Annotated in this window: 19 protein-coding genes; 8 read left to right on the top strand and 11 right to left on the bottom strand. The window is 46.9% G+C overall.

Translation table 11 applies throughout. The features are described 5' to 3' along the window. Window positions 1-6: 6 nt before the first annotated feature. The 4 genes from AS006_RS08060 to AS006_RS08045 are packed head-to-tail and all read right to left on the bottom strand — an operon-like array spanning window position 7 to window position 3,881. Complete coding sequence (locus AS006_RS08060; RefSeq protein ID WP_101513846.1) at window positions 7-1,218, bottom strand: S-layer homology domain-containing protein; 1,212 nt, start codon at window positions 1,216-1,218, stop codon at window positions 7-9. Beyond that, window positions 1,215-2,027: a 3-methyl-2-oxobutanoate hydroxymethyltransferase gene (gene panB / locus AS006_RS08055; protein ID WP_101513845.1), complete on the bottom strand. Its 813-nt coding sequence runs from the start codon at window positions 2,025-2,027 to the stop codon at window positions 1,215-1,217. Before panB ends, AS006_RS08060 begins: the two co-directional genes overlap by 4 nt. Then, complete coding sequence (locus AS006_RS08050) at window positions 1,993-2,787, bottom strand: Rossmann-like and DUF2520 domain-containing protein (protein WP_101513844.1); 795 nt, start codon at window positions 2,785-2,787, stop codon at window positions 1,993-1,995. The genes panB and AS006_RS08050 overlap by 35 nt, the downstream gene beginning before the upstream one ends. Further along, the gene (locus tag AS006_RS08045) at window positions 2,778-3,881 is read right to left on the bottom strand and encodes an alanyl-tRNA editing protein (protein ID WP_101514089.1); all 1,104 of its coding nucleotides are present in this window, start codon (window positions 3,879-3,881) and stop codon (window positions 2,778-2,780) included. Before AS006_RS08045 ends, AS006_RS08050 begins: the two co-directional genes overlap by 10 nt. Before the next feature lie 81 nt (window positions 3,882-3,962). Here AS006_RS08045 and fabG point away from each other — a divergent pair, with 81 nt between their 5' ends. Then, window positions 3,963-4,703, top strand: coding sequence for a 3-oxoacyl-[acyl-carrier-protein] reductase (gene fabG, locus AS006_RS08040; RefSeq protein WP_101513843.1), 741 nt, complete (start codon window positions 3,963-3,965; stop codon window positions 4,701-4,703). A 6-nt stretch (window positions 4,704-4,709) separates the two neighbouring features. On the opposite strand, the gene AS006_RS08035 is transcribed toward fabG, so the two are convergent. The 3 genes from AS006_RS08035 to AS006_RS08025 are packed head-to-tail and all read right to left on the bottom strand — an operon-like array spanning window position 4,710 to window position 7,893. Then, the gene (locus tag AS006_RS08035) at window positions 4,710-5,864 is read right to left on the bottom strand and encodes an amidohydrolase (RefSeq protein ID WP_199167535.1); all 1,155 of its coding nucleotides are present in this window, start codon (window positions 5,862-5,864) and stop codon (window positions 4,710-4,712) included. Beyond that, window positions 5,848-6,714 (bottom strand): DMT family transporter, encoded by an 867-nt coding sequence (locus AS006_RS08030; RefSeq protein ID WP_101513841.1) that lies wholly within the window; start codon window positions 6,712-6,714, stop codon window positions 5,848-5,850. The genes AS006_RS08035 and AS006_RS08030 overlap by 17 nt, the downstream gene beginning before the upstream one ends. 3 nt (window positions 6,715-6,717) lie before the next feature. Continuing rightward, complete coding sequence (locus AS006_RS08025; RefSeq protein ID WP_199167533.1) at window positions 6,718-7,893, bottom strand: hypothetical protein; 1,176 nt, start codon at window positions 7,891-7,893, stop codon at window positions 6,718-6,720. Between the two features lie 65 nt (window positions 7,894-7,958). On the opposite strand from AS006_RS08025, the gene AS006_RS08020 reads away from it, so the two are divergent. Beyond that, a complete protein-coding gene (locus AS006_RS08020) occupies window positions 7,959-8,393 on the top strand; it encodes a GNAT family N-acetyltransferase (RefSeq protein ID WP_101513839.1) in 435 nt (144 codons plus the stop codon). Then, entirely contained in the window at window positions 8,390-10,777 is a 2,388-nt protein-coding gene (mutS, locus tag AS006_RS08015) for a DNA mismatch repair protein MutS (RefSeq protein WP_101513838.1), read from the top strand. The genes AS006_RS08020 and mutS overlap by 4 nt, the downstream gene beginning before the upstream one ends. Here the strand turns inward: mutS and rpe are convergent. From rpe to rlmN, 4 genes are read right to left on the bottom strand one after another with little or no spacing between them, the layout of a single operon-like run. Then, the gene (rpe, locus tag AS006_RS08010) at window positions 10,746-11,408 is read right to left on the bottom strand and encodes a ribulose-phosphate 3-epimerase (RefSeq protein WP_101513837.1); all 663 of its coding nucleotides are present in this window, start codon (window positions 11,406-11,408) and stop codon (window positions 10,746-10,748) included. The two genes, mutS and rpe, sit on opposite strands and share 32 nt — an antisense overlap. Next, entirely contained in the window at window positions 11,408-12,289 is an 882-nt protein-coding gene (gene rsgA, locus AS006_RS08005; RefSeq protein WP_199167531.1) for a ribosome small subunit-dependent GTPase A, read from the bottom strand. The genes rpe and rsgA overlap by 1 nt, the downstream gene beginning before the upstream one ends. 2 nt (window positions 12,290-12,291) lie before the next feature. Next, entirely contained in the window at window positions 12,292-12,945 is a 654-nt protein-coding gene (locus AS006_RS08000; protein ID WP_233185700.1) for a PASTA domain-containing protein, read from the bottom strand. After that, window positions 12,903-13,934 carry a 23S rRNA (adenine(2503)-C(2))-methyltransferase RlmN gene (gene rlmN, locus AS006_RS07995; RefSeq protein ID WP_101513834.1) on the bottom strand — a complete coding sequence of 344 codons (1,032 nt, stop codon included), beginning with the start codon at window positions 13,932-13,934 and terminating at the stop codon, window positions 12,903-12,905. The genes AS006_RS08000 and rlmN overlap by 43 nt, the downstream gene beginning before the upstream one ends. Before the next feature lie 47 nt (window positions 13,935-13,981). Between rlmN and murB the strand changes: the two genes are divergently transcribed. From murB to rapZ, 5 genes are read left to right on the top strand one after another with little or no spacing between them, the layout of a single operon-like run. Beyond that, entirely contained in the window at window positions 13,982-14,887 is a 906-nt protein-coding gene (gene murB, locus AS006_RS07990; protein WP_199167529.1) for a UDP-N-acetylmuramate dehydrogenase, read from the top strand. After that, entirely contained in the window at window positions 14,866-15,441 is a 576-nt protein-coding gene (locus AS006_RS07985) for a YigZ family protein (protein ID WP_101513833.1), read from the top strand. Before murB ends, AS006_RS07985 begins: the two co-directional genes overlap by 22 nt. A gap of 19 nt (window positions 15,442-15,460) precedes the next feature. After that, complete coding sequence (locus AS006_RS07980) at window positions 15,461-15,727, top strand: hypothetical protein (protein WP_101513832.1); 267 nt, start codon at window positions 15,461-15,463, stop codon at window positions 15,725-15,727. After that, a complete protein-coding gene (locus AS006_RS07975) occupies window positions 15,705-15,971 on the top strand; it encodes a hypothetical protein (RefSeq protein WP_101513831.1) in 267 nt (88 codons plus the stop codon). Before AS006_RS07980 ends, AS006_RS07975 begins: the two co-directional genes overlap by 23 nt. Beyond that, window positions 15,968-16,813, top strand: a complete 846-nt coding sequence (gene rapZ, locus AS006_RS07970) for an RNase adapter RapZ (protein WP_101513830.1) — start codon at window positions 15,968-15,970, stop codon at window positions 16,811-16,813. Before AS006_RS07975 ends, rapZ begins: the two co-directional genes overlap by 4 nt.

The raw sequence follows: 16,813 nt of genomic DNA, 5'->3' as shown, positions 1-16,813 counted from the left end.
TTTTCGTTATTCGCTACTACCCATGACGAATCCGATGATCACTCCGACGATTCCAATGGCAACTCCTGCAAGGGCCATGGTCTGAACATCCGAGATCTTTTTGCTGAGGGTGGCACTCACGCTGTTCACGTCTTCCATCCACGGCTTGGAGGAGACGATCTCGTCAACTTTCTGCGAGAGTTCTGTGTTACTCTGACTGAGGTTCTGAACCTCCTCTTCGACCTTGGTGACTCTCGCGGTGACTGCCCCCAGGCTTCTCTCAAGGGAGCTGATTTTACCAACGGAGGACTCAACCTGTGAGACTCTCTTTTCGAGGTTCTCTACACGGTTGTTGACCGTTGTGACCTGCCCTTCAAGAACGCTCACGCGTGCGTCAAGGGCTCTTGCTGCCTTTTGTTGTGTTTCAAGGTCGCTCTGGAGTTTGGAAACAAGAACCTTGAGGTTTCCTATTTCTCCAGAGAGTGCGGTGTTGTTTTTCTCAAGAGTAGCGGAGATTTCGGAGAGTTTCTGATCCAGCGTTTCAGTGTATGCTTTGAGTGCCTTCTCCACGTAATCTTTCAAGGAAGTCTCTGTGTTGTTCACAAGGGCTTCAAGATTTGCTGTTTTCGTCTCAAGCATCGAAAGTTTCTTTTCAAGATCGCTCAATCTTGAGACAGTCTGAGATATTCTGGTATCCACGTAATCCTTGCTCACAAAATCTCCAGAGACCTTCGATTCGAGGGCGGCGATTCTGGTGAGGGCTTCGTTTACTCTGGAGTCGAGTTTCTGAACCGTGTCGGACTGACTCTGCAGCTGACTCATGACTTCCATTCTGAGGTTTTTGAGATCCACAAGGGTAGATTTCAGGTTGGCCACATCGTTTTTGAGACTTTCAAGATCGGACGTGATTCCCCCGAAGTTATCGGAGAGGTTCTGAACCTTCATCAGGGCAGTGCTCACAAGATCCTCGAGTGTAGAAACTTTGTTGATGAGGCCTGAGACCTCAACGGATGGTTGCTTGAGGATGTTGTAGAGTCTGTAGAACGCAACCGCAGCCTGATACCTTGTGAGGTAGGAATTGCCCTGGAACGTGCCGTCGGGCATCCCGGTGATCACACCGAGTTTTGCCATCTCAGTTACTGCCTCGTAAGCCCAGTGGTTTACTGGAACGTCCTTGAACTGCTGTGAGATACCGATGAGTGCTCCGAGTATCAGAGCAAATGCCAGAAATTTCCTCATGAAGATACACCTCCCTGAGATTTATCTGTGAACACATGTTCTTCGGACGGAAAAATACCTTCTTTCACTTCCTTTCTGAACTCCTGAAGAGCCTTCAGAATCGTTTCGTACAGGTTTGCGTACCTCTTGGAAAAGCGTGGCGCAAAATCCGGGTTCAGTCCCAAAAGGTCGTGCCATACAAGAACCTGTCCGTCACAGAAACGGCCGGATCCAATACCGATCGTCGGAATGGAAACACTTTCTGTGATCTCCTTTGCCACTTCTTCAACGACCATCTCCAGAACTATGGCGAACGCTCCCCTTTTTTCCAGTTCTCTGGCACTTCTCAGAAGGTACTCCCTGCTTTTTTCCGTTTTTCCTTGGACTCTGTAACCTCCAAAGCGGTTCACAAACTGCGGTGTGAGTCCAATGTGTCCCATCACCGGAATTCCCGATTCAACAAGCCTCTGAACAACATCACCGAATTCCTCTCCACCCTCTATCTTAACCGCATTTGCCCCCACCTTCAAGAACCTTCCAGCGTTCTCTATGGCCTTCTCCAGGGACGGCTGGTAGGAAAGAAAAGGCATATCGGCGACTACAAAGGCTTTCGGTGCTCCTCTTCTGACCGCCGCCACATGTATGAGCATCTCCTCCATCGTCACAGGGATGGTGTTTTCGTACCCAAGAACGTTGTTTCCCAGGGAATCTCCAACGAGTATGATATCTATCCCCGCATCCTGGGCTATTCTGGCACTGGGAGCGTCGTATGCTGTGACCATCACAATTCTTTCTTTACCCTTCATCTTCTTCAGTTTTTCTACGTTCACTCCCTGCCACCTCCTTCAAAAGATTCACGATCTCATCGTAAAAAGAAGAGTTCCCAAAGATCTTTTTGAATTCTTCCCGTTCTGCCCTTACCACTTCCCAGTCTCCCCGTCTAACCGGCCCTGTTAGGGCTTTCTCCATACCCATCTTTCCGATGCTTTCTGCAACTCCCTGCATCAGGGTGGAGATGAGGCGATCCGGATCTTTCACTCCCATGGAAGAGTATATCCTCTTTGAAAGGTAAGCGAGCGCTACCGGAAAATTCGAGGCGATAACAGCAGCAAGATGATAGGCCCTTTTCATCTGCGGTGGGATCACGATGTATTTCCCAGATATCACCTGCGCGATTTCCACGGCAACTCGGATTCCTTCTTCATCACCCTCGATACCGAACACAATCTGCTCTTTCATCCTCAGAGCCCTCTCGAGACTGGAAAAGGAAAAGTTGGGATGAAGAGATGCTCTTTTTTCTCTTTTTAGGATATCCGAGGGAAGAAAACCAGAGCAGTGTACAAGAACACCGTCTTCAACTCTCAGAATTTCTGCCACACTTTCTATGTACCTATCGGGGACGATGATGAACACCACTCCATTCAACGGAGGGTGATCTTCCAGAGTGGCGGGTTTTCCTCCGTAAAGTCTGGTGATACCGGTGGCTCGTTCTATGCTACGAGAGATAATGTACCCGAATTCATACCGACCCTTCAGACACTCAAGGAAGAATCTTGTGAGGTTTCCCGTTCCCACAAAATTCAGAACCATTCCAATATCTCCCTGATTTTCTCCACGACTTTTGAGGAACCCGTCGATACTATCGCTCTTTTCTGACCGGCTCCACCTTTGATGTTCATGTCTTCTTTCAACCTCTCGAAAATCTTCCTGCAATCGATCCAGTTCGAGATGATCTCGACCCGGTCTGGATACCTCAACAAGATGACCGTGTTTTCTCTGTCTGCCAGAAACTTCGGCAAGTACTTTCCGACCTCCTGCGGACCATCAAAATCGTACACCTCAAAACGGCCGATCTTCTCCGACGCCATGTTTTTGGCCAGAAGTGACGCACAGAGTTCTGCGAGTTTTTCGAGTTTTGAGCTCTTTTCTTTTACGCTTTCCAGAAGATTTTTCACCCTTTTTTCCAGCTCCTGGGGAGATGTGGTGAGGACAGTGGTCAGAGCTTTGATCAATTTGTCTTTGTTTCTGTAATCTTTCAGGGCGCGCTCTCCTGCGACGAAGTACACTCTTGTGAACATCTTTTTGACCTTCTCCGTGTCGACGATTTTTATAAGTCCTATCTCTCCAGTGTTTTCCACGTGGAAGCCTCCGCACGCTGCGATGTCGAAGTCTCCTATCTTCACCACCCTTATCTTTTCTTTCACCTTGGAAATCTTTCTGAGATTCATGTTTTTTGCTTCTTCCTGGTCTACCTCCAATATCTCCACTCTTTCACACTTTCTCACCACTTCGTTCGCTAGGTCTTCTACTTCTTCCAGAACATCTTCCAGGATGAATGGTGCGTTCAGATCTATTGTGGATATTTCCTCTCCCATGTGGAAACTCACGGTTTCAAGATCAGCCGTTTTGAGAAAAGCAGCAGAGAGTATGTGCTGGGCGGTGTGCTGACATGCGATGTCTCTCCGCCTGGAAAAATCTATCTCGCAGTCGTACTCACCTGGCTCAAGTTCGGTGTCCAGATAGTGGAGGATGTAGCCGTTTTTCTCCTTTACTCTCAATACCCTTGCAGGGCCGATCTTTCCTCTGTCTCCTAGTTGGCCTCCCTTTCCATCTGGATAGAAAGGGCTCTCCTTTGCTATTGCTATCACCTGGTTTTCGTTTTTTACAACATCGTCTATTCTCATCTTCACATGCGTTCTCCCCTTTCATCACATATTTTAACCCGTCCATGGTAGAATCTTAAAAAAACCAGAGGAGGTGTATCCATGAGACTTGAAGGAAAGGTGTGCATGATCACGGGAGCTGCGAGTGGAATAGGAAAGGCCACTTCTCTTCTTTTTGCTCAAGAAGGTGCGATCGTGGCCGCGTGTGACGTGTCCGAGCCCAGTCTCAACACTCTCGTTGAAGAAGCAAAGGATCTTCCAGGAAGGGTGGAACCCTACGTACTCGATGTGACGAACAGAGAGCAGGTGAGGGAAGTTGTGGAAAGGATCGTTCAAAAATACGGCCGCATCGACGTTCTGGTGAACAACGCAGGCATAACAAGGGATGCTCTTCTTGTGAGAATGAAGGAAGAGGACTGGGATGCGGTGATAAACGTGAACTTGAAGGGAGTTTTCAACGTAACACAGGCGGTGGTTCCGTACATGATCAAACAAAGAAGCGGATCGATCATAAACGTCTCCTCCGTGGTGGGTGTCTATGGAAATCCCGGTCAGACCAACTACGCTGCCTCCAAAGCAGGTGTCATTGGAATGACAAAAACGTGGGCGAAAGAACTCGCCGGGAGAAACATCAGGGTGAACGCTGTGGCACCCGGTTTCATAGAAACACCGATGACAGAGAAACTCCCAGATAAAGCACGCGAAGCGGCACTCTCCAGAATTCCCCTCGGCCGGTTTGGAAAACCCGAGGAGGTGGCACAGGTCTACCTGTTCCTTGCATCCGACGAGTCGAGTTACATCACAGGACAGGTGATAGGAGTGGATGGGGGCCTCGTGATCTGAGGCCCCTCATTTTCTGAAGACTTCAGTTCCTTCGATGAAAACCCTTTCTACCCTGGATTTCATGTCGAACGGATGACCACTCCAAACCACAAGATCGGCATCCTTTCCAGGTTCTATGGTACCCATCCTGTCTTCCATCCCAAGGATCTTCGCAGGATTCACCGTTAGGATCTTCAGGAGTTCTTCCTCTTTCGCACCGTATCTCAGGGCGGTTGCAGCCTGGACCGTTGCAAATTCGAGTGGGATCACCGGATGATCACACATCAATGCAATGAGCACTCCATCTTTCAAGAGTTTTGCGATGACCTCCATCGTGAGATCCTTCAGCTCCAGTTTCGTTCTGAAAGTGAGAAGTGGTCCTACAACGACAGGCACGTTCTTTTCTACAAGAATCCTGGAGATCTTGTAGGCTTCCGTTCCGTGCTCTATCACAAGGTTGAAACCGAACTCCTCGGCTATTCTGATGGCTGTGAGGATGTCGTCTGCTCGATGGGCGTGCATTCGTGCGGGGATCTTCTTTCTCAAGACCATCTCCCCAATTTCCATCTTCAGATCTGTTTCGGTGAACTCTTTTCCCTCTTTCTCTGCGAGTTCCTTTTTCTTCATGTAGTTTTTCACCTTCATGAAATAATCTCTGATCACACCGGCCGTTCCCATCCTCGTTGAGGGAGTCTGTTTTCTTTCACCGTAAACTCTTTTTGGGTTTTCACCGAACGCCATCTTCAGGCCCGCAGGATCTTTCACCACACACTCTTCCACAACGATGGACTTGAATTTCACAACGCTTCCCTGTCCGCCTATCGGATTGGCGCTTCCGGGAACGATCATCACCGTTGTGACTCCACCAGCAAGAGCCCTCTCGATCGCTGGGTCCTGTGGGTTGAAGCCGTCCAGTGCCTTCACATGGGGTGTGACAGGATCCGTTGCTTCGTTTCCATCGCTGTAATAGTAGCCTACTCCCTCCTCGAAAAGGCCGATGTGTGAGTGAGCATCTATAAAACCAGGAAAAAGGAACTTTCCCGTCAGGTCAACGATTTCGGCGTTTGGATCCTCAAGGTTTTCCCCCACCTTCTCTATCTTTCCGTTCGAGACCAGAACATCTCCTTTGAAGGGTTTTGAAGAGACGGGAAAGACCGTTGCATTTTTAAAGAGCACCTTCATGTTCACCCCTCCCCTTCTGGTTCGTACTACGAACTATTTTAGCACGTTCGAGGCTGGAGAGTAAAATGGAGGCCAGAAGAAAAAGCGATCCGATCATCTGTTCTGAAGAGAGAGTTTCCCCCAGGACAAGATAGGAAAGGCTTGCCCCGAAAACGGGCTCCCCAAGAAAAACAAGAGCTGATATGTTGTTTCCAAGCACCTTCTGATACTTTGCCTGAAGATAAATGGCAAGTATCGTGGCGAACACGGCAGTGAAGAGGGCGCTTCCAAACGCAGGAAAGTTAAATCTCCAGTCTTTGAAGAACAGACTCAGAATCAGGCTGAATATGGTGACTACAAGAAACTGGGGAAAGAGAAGGTCTTTTTCGTCAACCCGTTTTGAAAATCGCGTTATCAACACCACATGAAGGGCAAAACTTATCGCACAGAAAATCGTCAGAAGGTCTCCCAGGTTGAGTCCTTCGATTCTTCCAGAGATCATGTAGAGCCCCAGCGCTCCCCCAAGAAATGAAACGATCTGAAAAGGTGTGGGAACTTCTTTCTCAATGAAGTAGGCGAAGATCGGAACAAAAACTATGTAGAGTGACGTTATGAAACCACTCTTTGTGGAAGTGGTGAGCGTGAGCCCCCACGTCTGTGTGATGTACGCTACCCCGAGAACAACGCCCAGGATCACTCCGTACCTGAAATTTCCCTTTCCAAACAAAAAATAAGAAAGTACAGCTGCCACAGTGAACCTGATAGCGATATAAAAGGTGGGAGAAACTCCCACCAGTGCTATCTTCTGAAGAGGAAATGTGGCACCCCAGATGAACGTAACGAAAAGCAAACTGAACAGTGCTTTTAACAAACCTCACCACCTGCTCCTCACAGTGAATTCGATCTCCTTTTCTGAACTGCCGGAGACGAGTAGATAAAAAACGATCAAATCAGAAGTCACCTTTGACGGCTCGACGGAGGTCTTCTGCAAGGTCATCTCGCTTCCGTATACGGTGATTCTCACCCTGGATTCTGTTTCTCCAAGATTCTGGACCGTCACTTTCCAGCGTCTTTCATGGAAATCTTTGTATTCTTTTTCTTCCAGAAGATCCCCCTTCACACGCACGTCCCACGAGGATGTCACTGGAATCTCCAGCGGAGTGTTCTTTGGGGTGTCCATTATATCTGTTTTCCCGACGATCAGGCTCATTCCGGCCACTTTTGAGAAGATGTTCACTGTACCCTTTGGAAGGTCAACGAAGGTTTTGAACCTCTTTGTAAACGTGGTCTTCTGGAAATCGAAACTTCGATCGCTCACACTGAATTTGTAGTCGTAAAATTCCTCCAGATTTGACAGGTTCGTGCGCAAAAACTCCACAACAGGGGATCTGTTCAGATTTTTTACTTCTCCAAGAGGGTAAATTTTCACCTCTTCGGCTTCATATTCTTCGAAGGTTTCACCAGACGGAGCCCTGCTTATGGCAAAGGTTTCTTTCATCGATGTTTCTTTCAGGCGTCTTGAAACAAGAAAAACCTCTGCGTGATCCACACCGGAGACAGAAAGGAAAGCGTTCCCGATCAGGAGATTTTCAAAAAGATAGTACTGGACATTCCAGCCTGCGCTGGAGTAAAGCAGAACCGTTACCTCTCCCTGACCGTTCAAAACGAGTGTTCGCTCAGTTTTTGATTCTTCGTAGTCGAACGCCAGCCATTTCTCCAGAGTGGTACTGTATAAGAAGTACTTTTTTCCTTTCCTGAAAACAAGAGGCGACAGACTCACAAGTTCAGATCTTTCAGGAGGATTTTCCACTATTTCGACGACCTTTCCCTTCATAACATCTTCCCATGAGAGTTTTTCTTGTGGTAGAACATGCCAGCTCTCTGCCCCTAACACGTCCATAACATCCCAGTTTTCCGGTATCGTGATGTTCTTCGTATTGTTCACAGAAACGTCTTCCATGAGTATCGCACTGTCTTCGAAAAGAAGAAGCACGGGTGATGCCATGGCTGTTGCTGACAGAACAGATAAAATTATCAACAAGATCCTCATGTCTTTCACCCCCTTCCTGGAAATTCTACCACCTGGAGTTAAAATATCCTGAGAGGTGGTAAAAGGTGCGTGTGATCTTCTTCGAAGGTGACAGTGAGCTCATGGAAAAGGCGTTTGAAATCAGAAGGAAGGTGTTCATAGAAGAGCAGAAAGTATCAGAGGAAGATGAACTGGATGGAAAAGATCCAGAGAGTTTGCATGCTCTTCTGGAAGTGAATGGAAAGTACGTAGGCGTCTCCAGGATAAGAAGAATCGGCGAAGGGATTTTCAAAATAGAGCGCGTGGCAATTTTAAAGGAAGAACGTGGAAAAGATTACGGTAGATTTCTCATGAAAGAGGTGGAAAGAGAGCTCGTATCGAAAGGAGCGAAAAAGCTTGTTCTGAACGCTCAGATTCAAGTGAGGGGGTTTTACGAAAAGCTTGGATACAAGGCAAAAGGGGAGATATTCTACGAAGCAAACATTCCGCACGTGAGAATGGAAAAGGTGGTGGGACGGTGAAGATGACACCCCTTATGGAACAGTACCTGAAGATAAAAGAACAGTACAAGGATTCCATCCTTCTGTTTCGTCTGGGAGATTTTTACGAGGCATTCTTCGAAGATGCCAAGACCGTGTCGAAGGTTTTGAACATCGTTCTCACAAAAAGACAGGACGCTCCCATGGCGGGCATACCGTACCATGCCCTGAACACCTACCTGAAAAAACTGGTCGAGGCAGGCTACAAGGTCGCCATCTGTGATCAAATGGAAGAGCCTTCAAAATCGAAAAAACTCATCAGGAGAGAGGTCACACGTGTTGTGACTCCCGGAGCCATAGTGGAAGACGAGTTCCTCAGCGAAACGAACAACTACATGGTTGTTCTCGTCAGGGAAAAAGAGAAATACTGTGCCGTGTTCTGTGATGTTTCCACCGGAGAGGTGTTGATCCATGAAAGTATCGATGAACAGGAAGTCCTAGACCTGATGAAGGCCTACTCTGTATCTGAAATCGTCTGTCCGGAAGATCTCGAATCGAAGTTAAGAGAAACGCTTCCCGGCGTATACATCGAAGTTATCGACGAATGGTACTTCTCCGAGCCCGAAGAAGAAGTGAAAAGGGTCTACGGAATAGAGGACATACACCACTTCGAACTCTCTTCGCTTGCCATGAAATCACTTTCGGCTTTGATAAAGTACATCAAATACACGATGATCTCTGAAAAATTGAACCTAAAACCACCAGTCACCATTTCCAGAAAGACCTTCATGATACTCGATTCTGCCACAGTGGAGAATCTCTCCCTCATTCCCGGGGAAAAAGGAAAGAACCTCTTCGACGTTCTGAACCACACGGAAACACCCATGGGCGCAAGGCTTCTGAAGAAATGGATCCTTCATCCACTGACCGATAGACATCAGATAGAGGATAGACTCAACGCCGTCGAGAAATTGAAAGAGGACAGGTTGAAACTGGAAAGGATCAGAAAACTCCTTTCCGGGGTGCGAGACGTTGAAAGGATTGTCTCAAGAGTGGAGTACAACCGGGCTGTTCCGAGAGACCTTGTGGCACTGAGGGAGACCTTGAGCGTTGTGCCGAAGCTGAACGAGGAGCTATCAAGTTTCGATTTCTTCGAAAAACTCAACTTTCCAGACTCCCTTTTCGATCTTCTCTGCAAAGCGATCGAAGACGATCCTGCGGGCAGTCCGGGAGAAGGAAGGGTGATAAAAAGAGGGTTTTCCCCAGAACTGGACGAGTACAGAGATCTTCTTGAACACTCAGAAGAGAAATTGAAGGAGTTCGAGGAAAAGGAAAGAGAAAAAACGGGGATACAGAAACTGAAGGTTGGATACAACCAGGTCTTCGGTTACTACATTGAGGTGACGAAGGCAAACTTGGACAAGGTCCCCGAAGATTACGAAAGAAAACAGACCCTTGTGAACTCCGAGAGATTCATCACGCCAGAACTGAAAGAATTCGAAACGAAGATAATGGCCGCAAAAGAGAGGATAGAAGAACTCGAAAAGGAACTCTTCAGGAAGATATGCGAAGAAGTGAAAAGACACAAAGAGATCCTCCTTGAGATTTCAGAAGAACTTGCCAGAATAGATGTACTCTCCACCCTGGCCTACGATGCGATTCTCTACAATTACACAAGACCCACCTTTTCCGAGGATAGGATGGAGATAATCGGGGGAAGACATCCGGTCGTTGAGAGATTCACACGGGATTTCGTGGAAAACGATCTCTACATGGACGATGAAAAGAGGTTCACGGTGATAACTGGTCCAAACATGAGTGGTAAATCCACTTTCATAAGACAGGTGGGACTCATCTCTCTCATGGCACAGATTGGCTCTTTTGTTCCTGCGAAAAAAGCAGTTCTTCCTGTGTTCGACAGGATATTCACAAGGATGGGAGCAAGGGACGATCTTGCTGGTGGTCGAAGCACGTTTCTTGTTGAAATGAACGAAATGGCGCTCATCCTTCTGAAGGCCACAAGAAAGAGTCTGGTTCTCCTGGACGAAGTGGGAAGAGGAACCGGCACACAGGATGGCATCAGCATCGCATGGGCGATTTCCGAAGAACTCATCTCCAGAGGATGCAAGGTCCTCTTTGCCACACACTTCATCGAATTGACGAATCTGGAAAACCTCTTCCCCCAGGTTCAGAACAAGACGATCCTTGTGAAGGAAGAGGAAAGCAACGTAGTGTTTACCCACAGAGTCGTGGATGGAGTGGCAGACAGGAGTTACGGTATAGAGGTGGCGAGGATTGCAGGTATTCCAGAGAACGTTATAAGGAGGGCCTTTGAGATAATGGAAAAAGGCTTCAAAACAAAGAGTCAGAGAAAGAATGAAAAAGTGAAGAAGTTCAGTCAGCAGATTCCTCTCTTTCCCGCTTGATGGATTTCACCAGTTCCACGTAGTTTTCGTTTCTGAAGATACCGTACCCCATCACAAGGATCGTTGCACCGTTCTTTACCAGAATTGAAGCGTTTTCTTCGTTGACACCACCGTCGACCATGATCTCCGTTTCGAGCCCCAGATCCCTTATCATCCTCTTCAGGTTCCTTATCTTTTCCAGACTCCTCGCGATGAATCTCTGGCCGGAAAAGCCCGGGTTCACACTCATCACGAGTACGCCATCCACATCCGTTATGATCTCAGACAGGAGAAAAACCGGTGTGTGGGGGTTGATGGCAACAAACGCCTTCGCACCAAGATCTTTTATCCTGTGTACTATCCTGTGAAGATGTGGTGTTGTCTCGTAGTGGACCGCCACCATGTCTGCTCCCTCTTCCACAAAGCGGTCTACATAGTCCTCTGGATTTGTGATCATCAGGTGAACACTTATTGGAAGGCTGGTTTCTTTTCTCAGGGCTTTGAGAACGGGCAGTCCGAACGAGATGTTCGGAACGAAGTGTCCATCCATGACGTCGAAGTGAACCATGTCTATGTGTTCTTCCACCCTCTTTACCTCATCGGCGAGTCTTGCAAGATCACACGCAAGGATCGAAGCGGCGATCTTTACCATCAACTTTTCCCCCTTCCCAGAAGTTCGTGAAACATCTTCACGTAGTTTTCGTAGCGACTTTCAGCGATTTCACCATTTTCCACGGCTTCCTTCACACCACACTCTGGCTCGTCTATGTGATTACAGTCGGAGAAGAAACACTGCTTTCCGTTGAATTCTTTGAAGTAATATTTCAACTCCTCTGGTTCTATGTCACCTATCTCAAGGTTTGCAAAGCCCGGAGTGTCAACCACATAGCCTCCAAAATCAAACCTCAGAAGCTGGGCGGAGGTGGTGGTATGCCTTCCTCTCTGGAGTTTTTGAGAGACCTCACTTACCCGAAGTTTCAGGCCGGGATTTATCGCGTTGAGAAGACTGCTCTTTCCAACACCAGACAACCCTGCCATGGTACTGATTTTTCCCTTCAGGTATTCCTTGAGTTCTTCGATGCCCATTCCCGCTTTCGCACTTGTTTTCACGATCGGGTAAAGTTTTGAATAGATACGTTCCAGCTCCTTTACTTTTTCGAGATCCTCTTCGTCGTATATATCCATCTTGTTTATGACAAGAACGGTTTCCAGTTCGTTCTTCTCGGTGAGGACCAAGAACTTGTCGATGATGTAGGTCGAGGTTTCTGGCATTTTCACGGTGACAACGAGAATGACCTGATCAACGTTCGCAACATGTGGTTTTACGAGCAGATTCTTCCTGTGAAGAACGTTCTCTATCACACCGGACCCTGTGCCGTCCGGTGTGTACTCCACTCTGTCTCCGACGTAGATCTTCAGATTCTGCAAACGAAACTTCCCTCTCAATTTACAGAGAAGCCTCTCCCCAGTTTCTTCGTCCTCGACCGTGACCATGTTCGAATGAAAGCTCAACACAATACCTCTTCTCCTCAAGATCACTCCTCCCCGAGGATCAATATGACTTCCGTTGCGATGGATCCAGCCGGTGGATACTGGGATACCACCCTGCTACCGTTTCCAACGAAAACTACGTGTTCTTCGTTTTCTACGTCGGATGGACTCCTTCCCACATAATTTTCCACAACGAAATACTCTTCTTTTTCTCCTGTGTCCACAAGAAGAATCAGTTTCCCGTTGTAGAGTTTTCCTGCTTCAGGATAGGTAGCAAGCACTCTATCCTTTTCTTCACCAAAAGGAAATCGAACGATCTCGTAGTTCCACCCAAGTTTTTTCAAGATCTCCTCTGCTACCGAAAGCTTCACATCCACAAAACGAGGGATAACATCCTTCAACGAGTTTTCGTAATACAGGTTTATGATCCTTCCCTTCTTGACCTTCGAACCACTCTGAGGATACGTGTCGATCACTGTCTCGGTGGATACTTTATCACATAAAAGACCGGATTCCCTCAATTTTTCGCAGGCTTTCGTTCCTGAAAGTCCCGTAACATCAGGAACTATCACAAACTGATTTTGGTATAACCCGATCGTGAGGAGAAAAAGCAATCCTCCTGCGACAACACCCGTCAACATTCCAAGGAAAACTTTCATGGCGATGAGACTTTTCTCTTCAGCCTCAGCTGGCCGCATGCAGCCTCAATGTCACTACCTTTCTCCTGTCTGATTTCTGCTTCTATACCGTTTTCAAGCAATATTTTTTTGAAGGCCAATATGCGCTGTCTGGAAGGTCTCGAAAGGCCAGCCACGGTCGGGTTCACAGGGATCAGGTTAACGAACACCTTCAGTCCTTTGAGTATTTCGGCAAGTTTTTTTGCATCGCTTATCTCATCATTCACGCCTCTTATCAAAACGTACTCTATTGTCACTCGCTTTCCCGTCTTCATCTGGTACATCTTGATAGCGTTCAAAATCTCCTCCACAGAATACTTCCTGTTCAGTGGAACGAGCTGATCTCTCTTGAAGTTTGTGGGAGCGTGAAGAGAAAGTGCGAGTTTTATATCGAGTCCTTCGTCGGCCAGCTGGATGATCTTATCCGGTATCCCCACAGTCGAAATCGTGATCCTTCTGATTCCTATGTTTCCCATCTTTTTGTGGTTGAGGATTCTTATGCTTTTTATCGTGTTCTCGTAGTTGAGCAGCGGCTCTCCCATTCCCATGTAAACAACGTTTCCTATCTTCTTTTCCTCTTCTTTCTCCATGGAGAGAATCTGTGAAACGATCTCTCCTGTGGTGAGATTTCGCACGAATCCGCTCATTCCCGTGGCACAGAACGTGCACCTGACAGGACAACCAACCTGTGTGGAGATACACGCTGTTATTCTGCCTGGATGGAAGATCATCACGGACTCTATCGTGTTACCATCCTCGAGTTCCCACAGGAATTTGGTGGTACCATCTATCTTGGAAACCCTCTTTTCCAGGAGCTTCAAAAAAGGAATGGTGAAGTGCTCTTTCAACAGAGCACGGTGTTTCTTTGAAAGATTCGTCATTTCGTCGAAGTTATTCACCTTTTTGTCGAACACCCAGTCCAGAATTTGATCCGCTCTGTAGCGCTCAAGTCCAAGACCAGTGATTTCGCTGACCAGTTCATCGTAGGAAAGATCGAGTAAGTTTTTCAAGTCAACACCTCCCAGTTTGAAATTATACTATAAGGAGGGAATGTAAATTGGACAAAATGTTCTCTGATCTCTACAAAGCAGGATGCGATGTCAGGATGTTTGAAAAACTATCCTGTCATACCAGCATGAAAATAGGTGGAAAGGTCAGGTATCTTGTTCTTCCGAACGATGTTGTATCCCTCGAAAAAGCAGTTGAACTTTTGAGTAAAACTATTCCATTTCAAATTATGGGACTTGGAACGAACCTTCTGGTTCAGGATGAAGATCTTGAAATTGCCGTCTTGAAGACAGAGAGACTCAATCAAGTAGAGATCGAGGGAGAAAGAGTTGTCGTCGAAAGTGGAACGCCGTTGAAGAGACTCTGTCTGATTCTGATGGAGGCAGAACTCGAAGGGCTCGAGTTCGCGTACGGAATTCCTGGAAGTGTTGGTGGAGCTGTGTACATGAACGCAGGAGCCTATGGGAAAGAGATCGGAGAGTTTGTTGAGGCAGTCGAAGTTCTGAAAGAAGGGAAAAGGTACTGGATCTCGAAAAGTGAACTGTCCTTTGGATACAGAGACAGCATTTTCAAGAGAGAAAAGATGATCATAACACGCGTCGAGATGCTCTTTAGAAGAGGAAAAAAAGACCTCATAAAAAAAAGGATGGACGATTTTCTGGAAAAACGTCTGGAAAAGCAGCCAATCGATTTGCCGAGTGCCGGCAGTGTGTTCAAGCGTCCCAGAAACGATTTTTACGTGGGAAAGGCAATAGAATCTCTGGGATTGAAAGGTTACACGATCGGAGGAGCACAGATATCGAAAAAGCATGCTGGTTTCATCGTGAACGTTGGAGGCGCAACCTTCAAGGATGTGATCCAACTCATAGATTTTGTGAGAAAAAAGGTGAAGGAAAGATACGGAGTTGATCTGGAAACGGAGGTAGAGATCTGGTGGAGTGGAAAACGGTTGTGAGTCCACACAGCGAAAGAATCAACGTGAAAAGATCGGAGTTCTACGCAACAGTATTTCCTGTGAAAGATGAGAAAGATTTCCGCAAAAAACTGAAGGAAATATCGAAAAGAGACGCTACACACAACTGCTGGGCGTACAGGATTTTTTCAACAGAGGGAATACTCGAACACTGCTCGGACGATGGAGAGCCTGGCGGGACGGCTGGAAGACCGATCCTTGGTGTTCTGAAAAAGCACAACCTGATGAACACTGCCATCGTGGTCACAAGGTACTTTGGAGGAGTAAAACTGGGTGTCAGAGGACTAATAGAGGCATATTCAGCAGCCGCAGAACTTGCGGTGGCGGAGGCAAAATTGCGATCACTCAGTCTCATGAAGGAGTTTGAGGTTGAAGCCACTTTTTCCGAACTGAACAGTGTGTTCAGGATCATCGAGACGAAAAAACTGGATCTTGTGGAGATGATCTACACGGAAACGGGGGCAAGGTTTCTGCTCCGAGGCGTCGAAGTGCCTGAGGAACTGAACCCAAAAACGGTTCGGGATGTGTTAATATAGTCACGAAGGGGGGAATGTGATGAAAGAGATCGAGGATCTGGAAAAGATGCTCGACACAATGATAGAGAACTACAGAAAGCTCGAGGAAGAGAACAGAGAACTGTGGAGCAAAGTAAAACAACTCAACGAGAAAATTCTCGTCCTTGAAAAAGAAAAGGAACAACTGGAAAAGACATTGGAAAACCACAAGCGTTCTCTAAACACTTTAGTGGAAAAGATTCAAAGATTCCTCTCCTTCACGGCCAATCAGGAGATGATACAGGATGAAGAAGAAAGTGAGCGTTAGACTTGGAAAGCGAGTGTACAACCTGATCACAGACGAAGATACGGAGATAGTGAGAAGAACCATAGAAAGGATAGAGAAGGATTTCAAACGATACGAAGAATATGTGGATGAAGTGGGGATAGATCACATCCTCTTTGTTATGCTGGCAAACTCTGTTCTGGAGAACATGAAGATGGCAGAAAAGATCAGGGAACTCAAAAAGAAGATCTCTTACGTTTTAAAGGACGGTGAAGATGCACCTTGAAGCGAGTAGTGGTGGTAACAGGTCTATCCGGTGCAGGAAAAACGACCGCTATGGGTTTTCTTGAAGATCTCGGATATTTCTGTGTGGACAACGTGCCGGGAATCATATTGGAAGAACTCCTGAAGCTCTTCTTGAGTTCAGATCTTGAAAAGATGGCGATAGCAGTGGACGCACGGAGTGAACATTTCAGTGATCCTGTTGAAGCGATAGAGAAGATAAAGAAAAGAACAAACGCTTTGATCGTTTTCCTTGAGGCTTCAAAAGAAGAGATTCTGAGAAGATACGCACTAACCCGAAGAAAACACCCTCTTCAGAGAAACGATGTCGGGCTCGAAGAGGCTATTGAAAAAGAGAGACAGATTCTGCTGCCAATTAAAGAAATAGCCGACTTTGTTATAGACACAACGAAGATGACTTCCCACCAGTTGAGGGAAATCCTGGGACAGTCACTCATGAACCAATCCGGTGGAATCTCCGTCAGAATATTGAGTTTTGGATTCAAGCATGGGATACCAATGGACGCAGATTTCATATTCGATGTGCGATTTCTTCCCAATCCTCACTACGTGCCAGAGCTTTCCCAAAAGACAGGCCTTGACAGGGAAGTAGAGGAGTATTTCAAAAAATACTCCCTTGTGGACGAATTCGTAAATAAGATCTTTGAGACGGTAAATATAGCAGTGAAAGAATATCAAAGATCTGGCAGAAGGATCGTGACGGTGGGTGTTGGGTGTACCGGTGGGCGGCACAGATCCGTCTACATTGCCCACAGAATCGCTGAAATGTTGAAAAAAGAAGGATTTTCGGTTGTTGAGAAACATAGAGATCTGGAGAAGGTGTGA

Source organism: Thermotoga sp. SG1 (assembly GCF_002865985.1).
In the GTDB taxonomy this organism is placed as follows: Bacteria; Thermotogota; Thermotogae; order Thermotogales; family Thermotogaceae; genus Thermotoga.
The sequence above is the reverse complement of the archived record's forward strand: the minus strand, read 5'-3'. Positions and strand labels throughout refer to the sequence as shown.

Bases quoted from the DNA above. Each gene is read 5' to 3' on its own strand.
- AS006_RS08045 (WP_101514089.1), bottom strand. From the start codon at position 3,881: ATGAGAATAGACGATGTTGTAAAAAACGAAAACCAGGTGATAGCAATA.
- AS006_RS07980 (WP_101513832.1), top strand. From the start codon at position 15,461: ATGAAAGAGATCGAGGATCTGGAAAAGATGCTCGACACAATGATAGAG.
- fabG (WP_101513843.1), top strand. From the start codon at position 3,963: ATGAGACTTGAAGGAAAGGTGTGCATGATCACGGGAGCTGCGAGTGGA.
- AS006_RS08000 (WP_233185700.1), bottom strand. From the start codon at position 12,945: ATGCGGCCAGCTGAGGCTGAAGAGAAAAGTCTCATCGCCATGAAAGTT.
- AS006_RS08050 (WP_101513844.1), bottom strand. From the start codon at position 2,787: ATGGTTCTGAATTTTGTGGGAACGGGAAACCTCACAAGATTCTTCCTT.
- AS006_RS08060 (WP_101513846.1), bottom strand. From the start codon at position 1,218: ATGAGGAAATTTCTGGCATTTGCTCTGATACTCGGAGCACTCATCGGT.
- AS006_RS08035 (WP_199167535.1), bottom strand. From the start codon at position 5,864: ATGAAGGTGCTCTTTAAAAATGCAACGGTCTTTCCCGTCTCTTCAAAA.
- AS006_RS08025 (WP_199167533.1), bottom strand. From the start codon at position 7,893: ATGAGGATCTTGTTGATAATTTTATCTGTTCTGTCAGCAACAGCCATG.
- rpe (WP_101513837.1), bottom strand. From the start codon at position 11,408: ATGGTAAAGATCGCCGCTTCGATCCTTGCGTGTGATCTTGCAAGACTC.
- AS006_RS07975 (WP_101513831.1), top strand. From the start codon at position 15,705: ATGAAGAAGAAAGTGAGCGTTAGACTTGGAAAGCGAGTGTACAACCTG.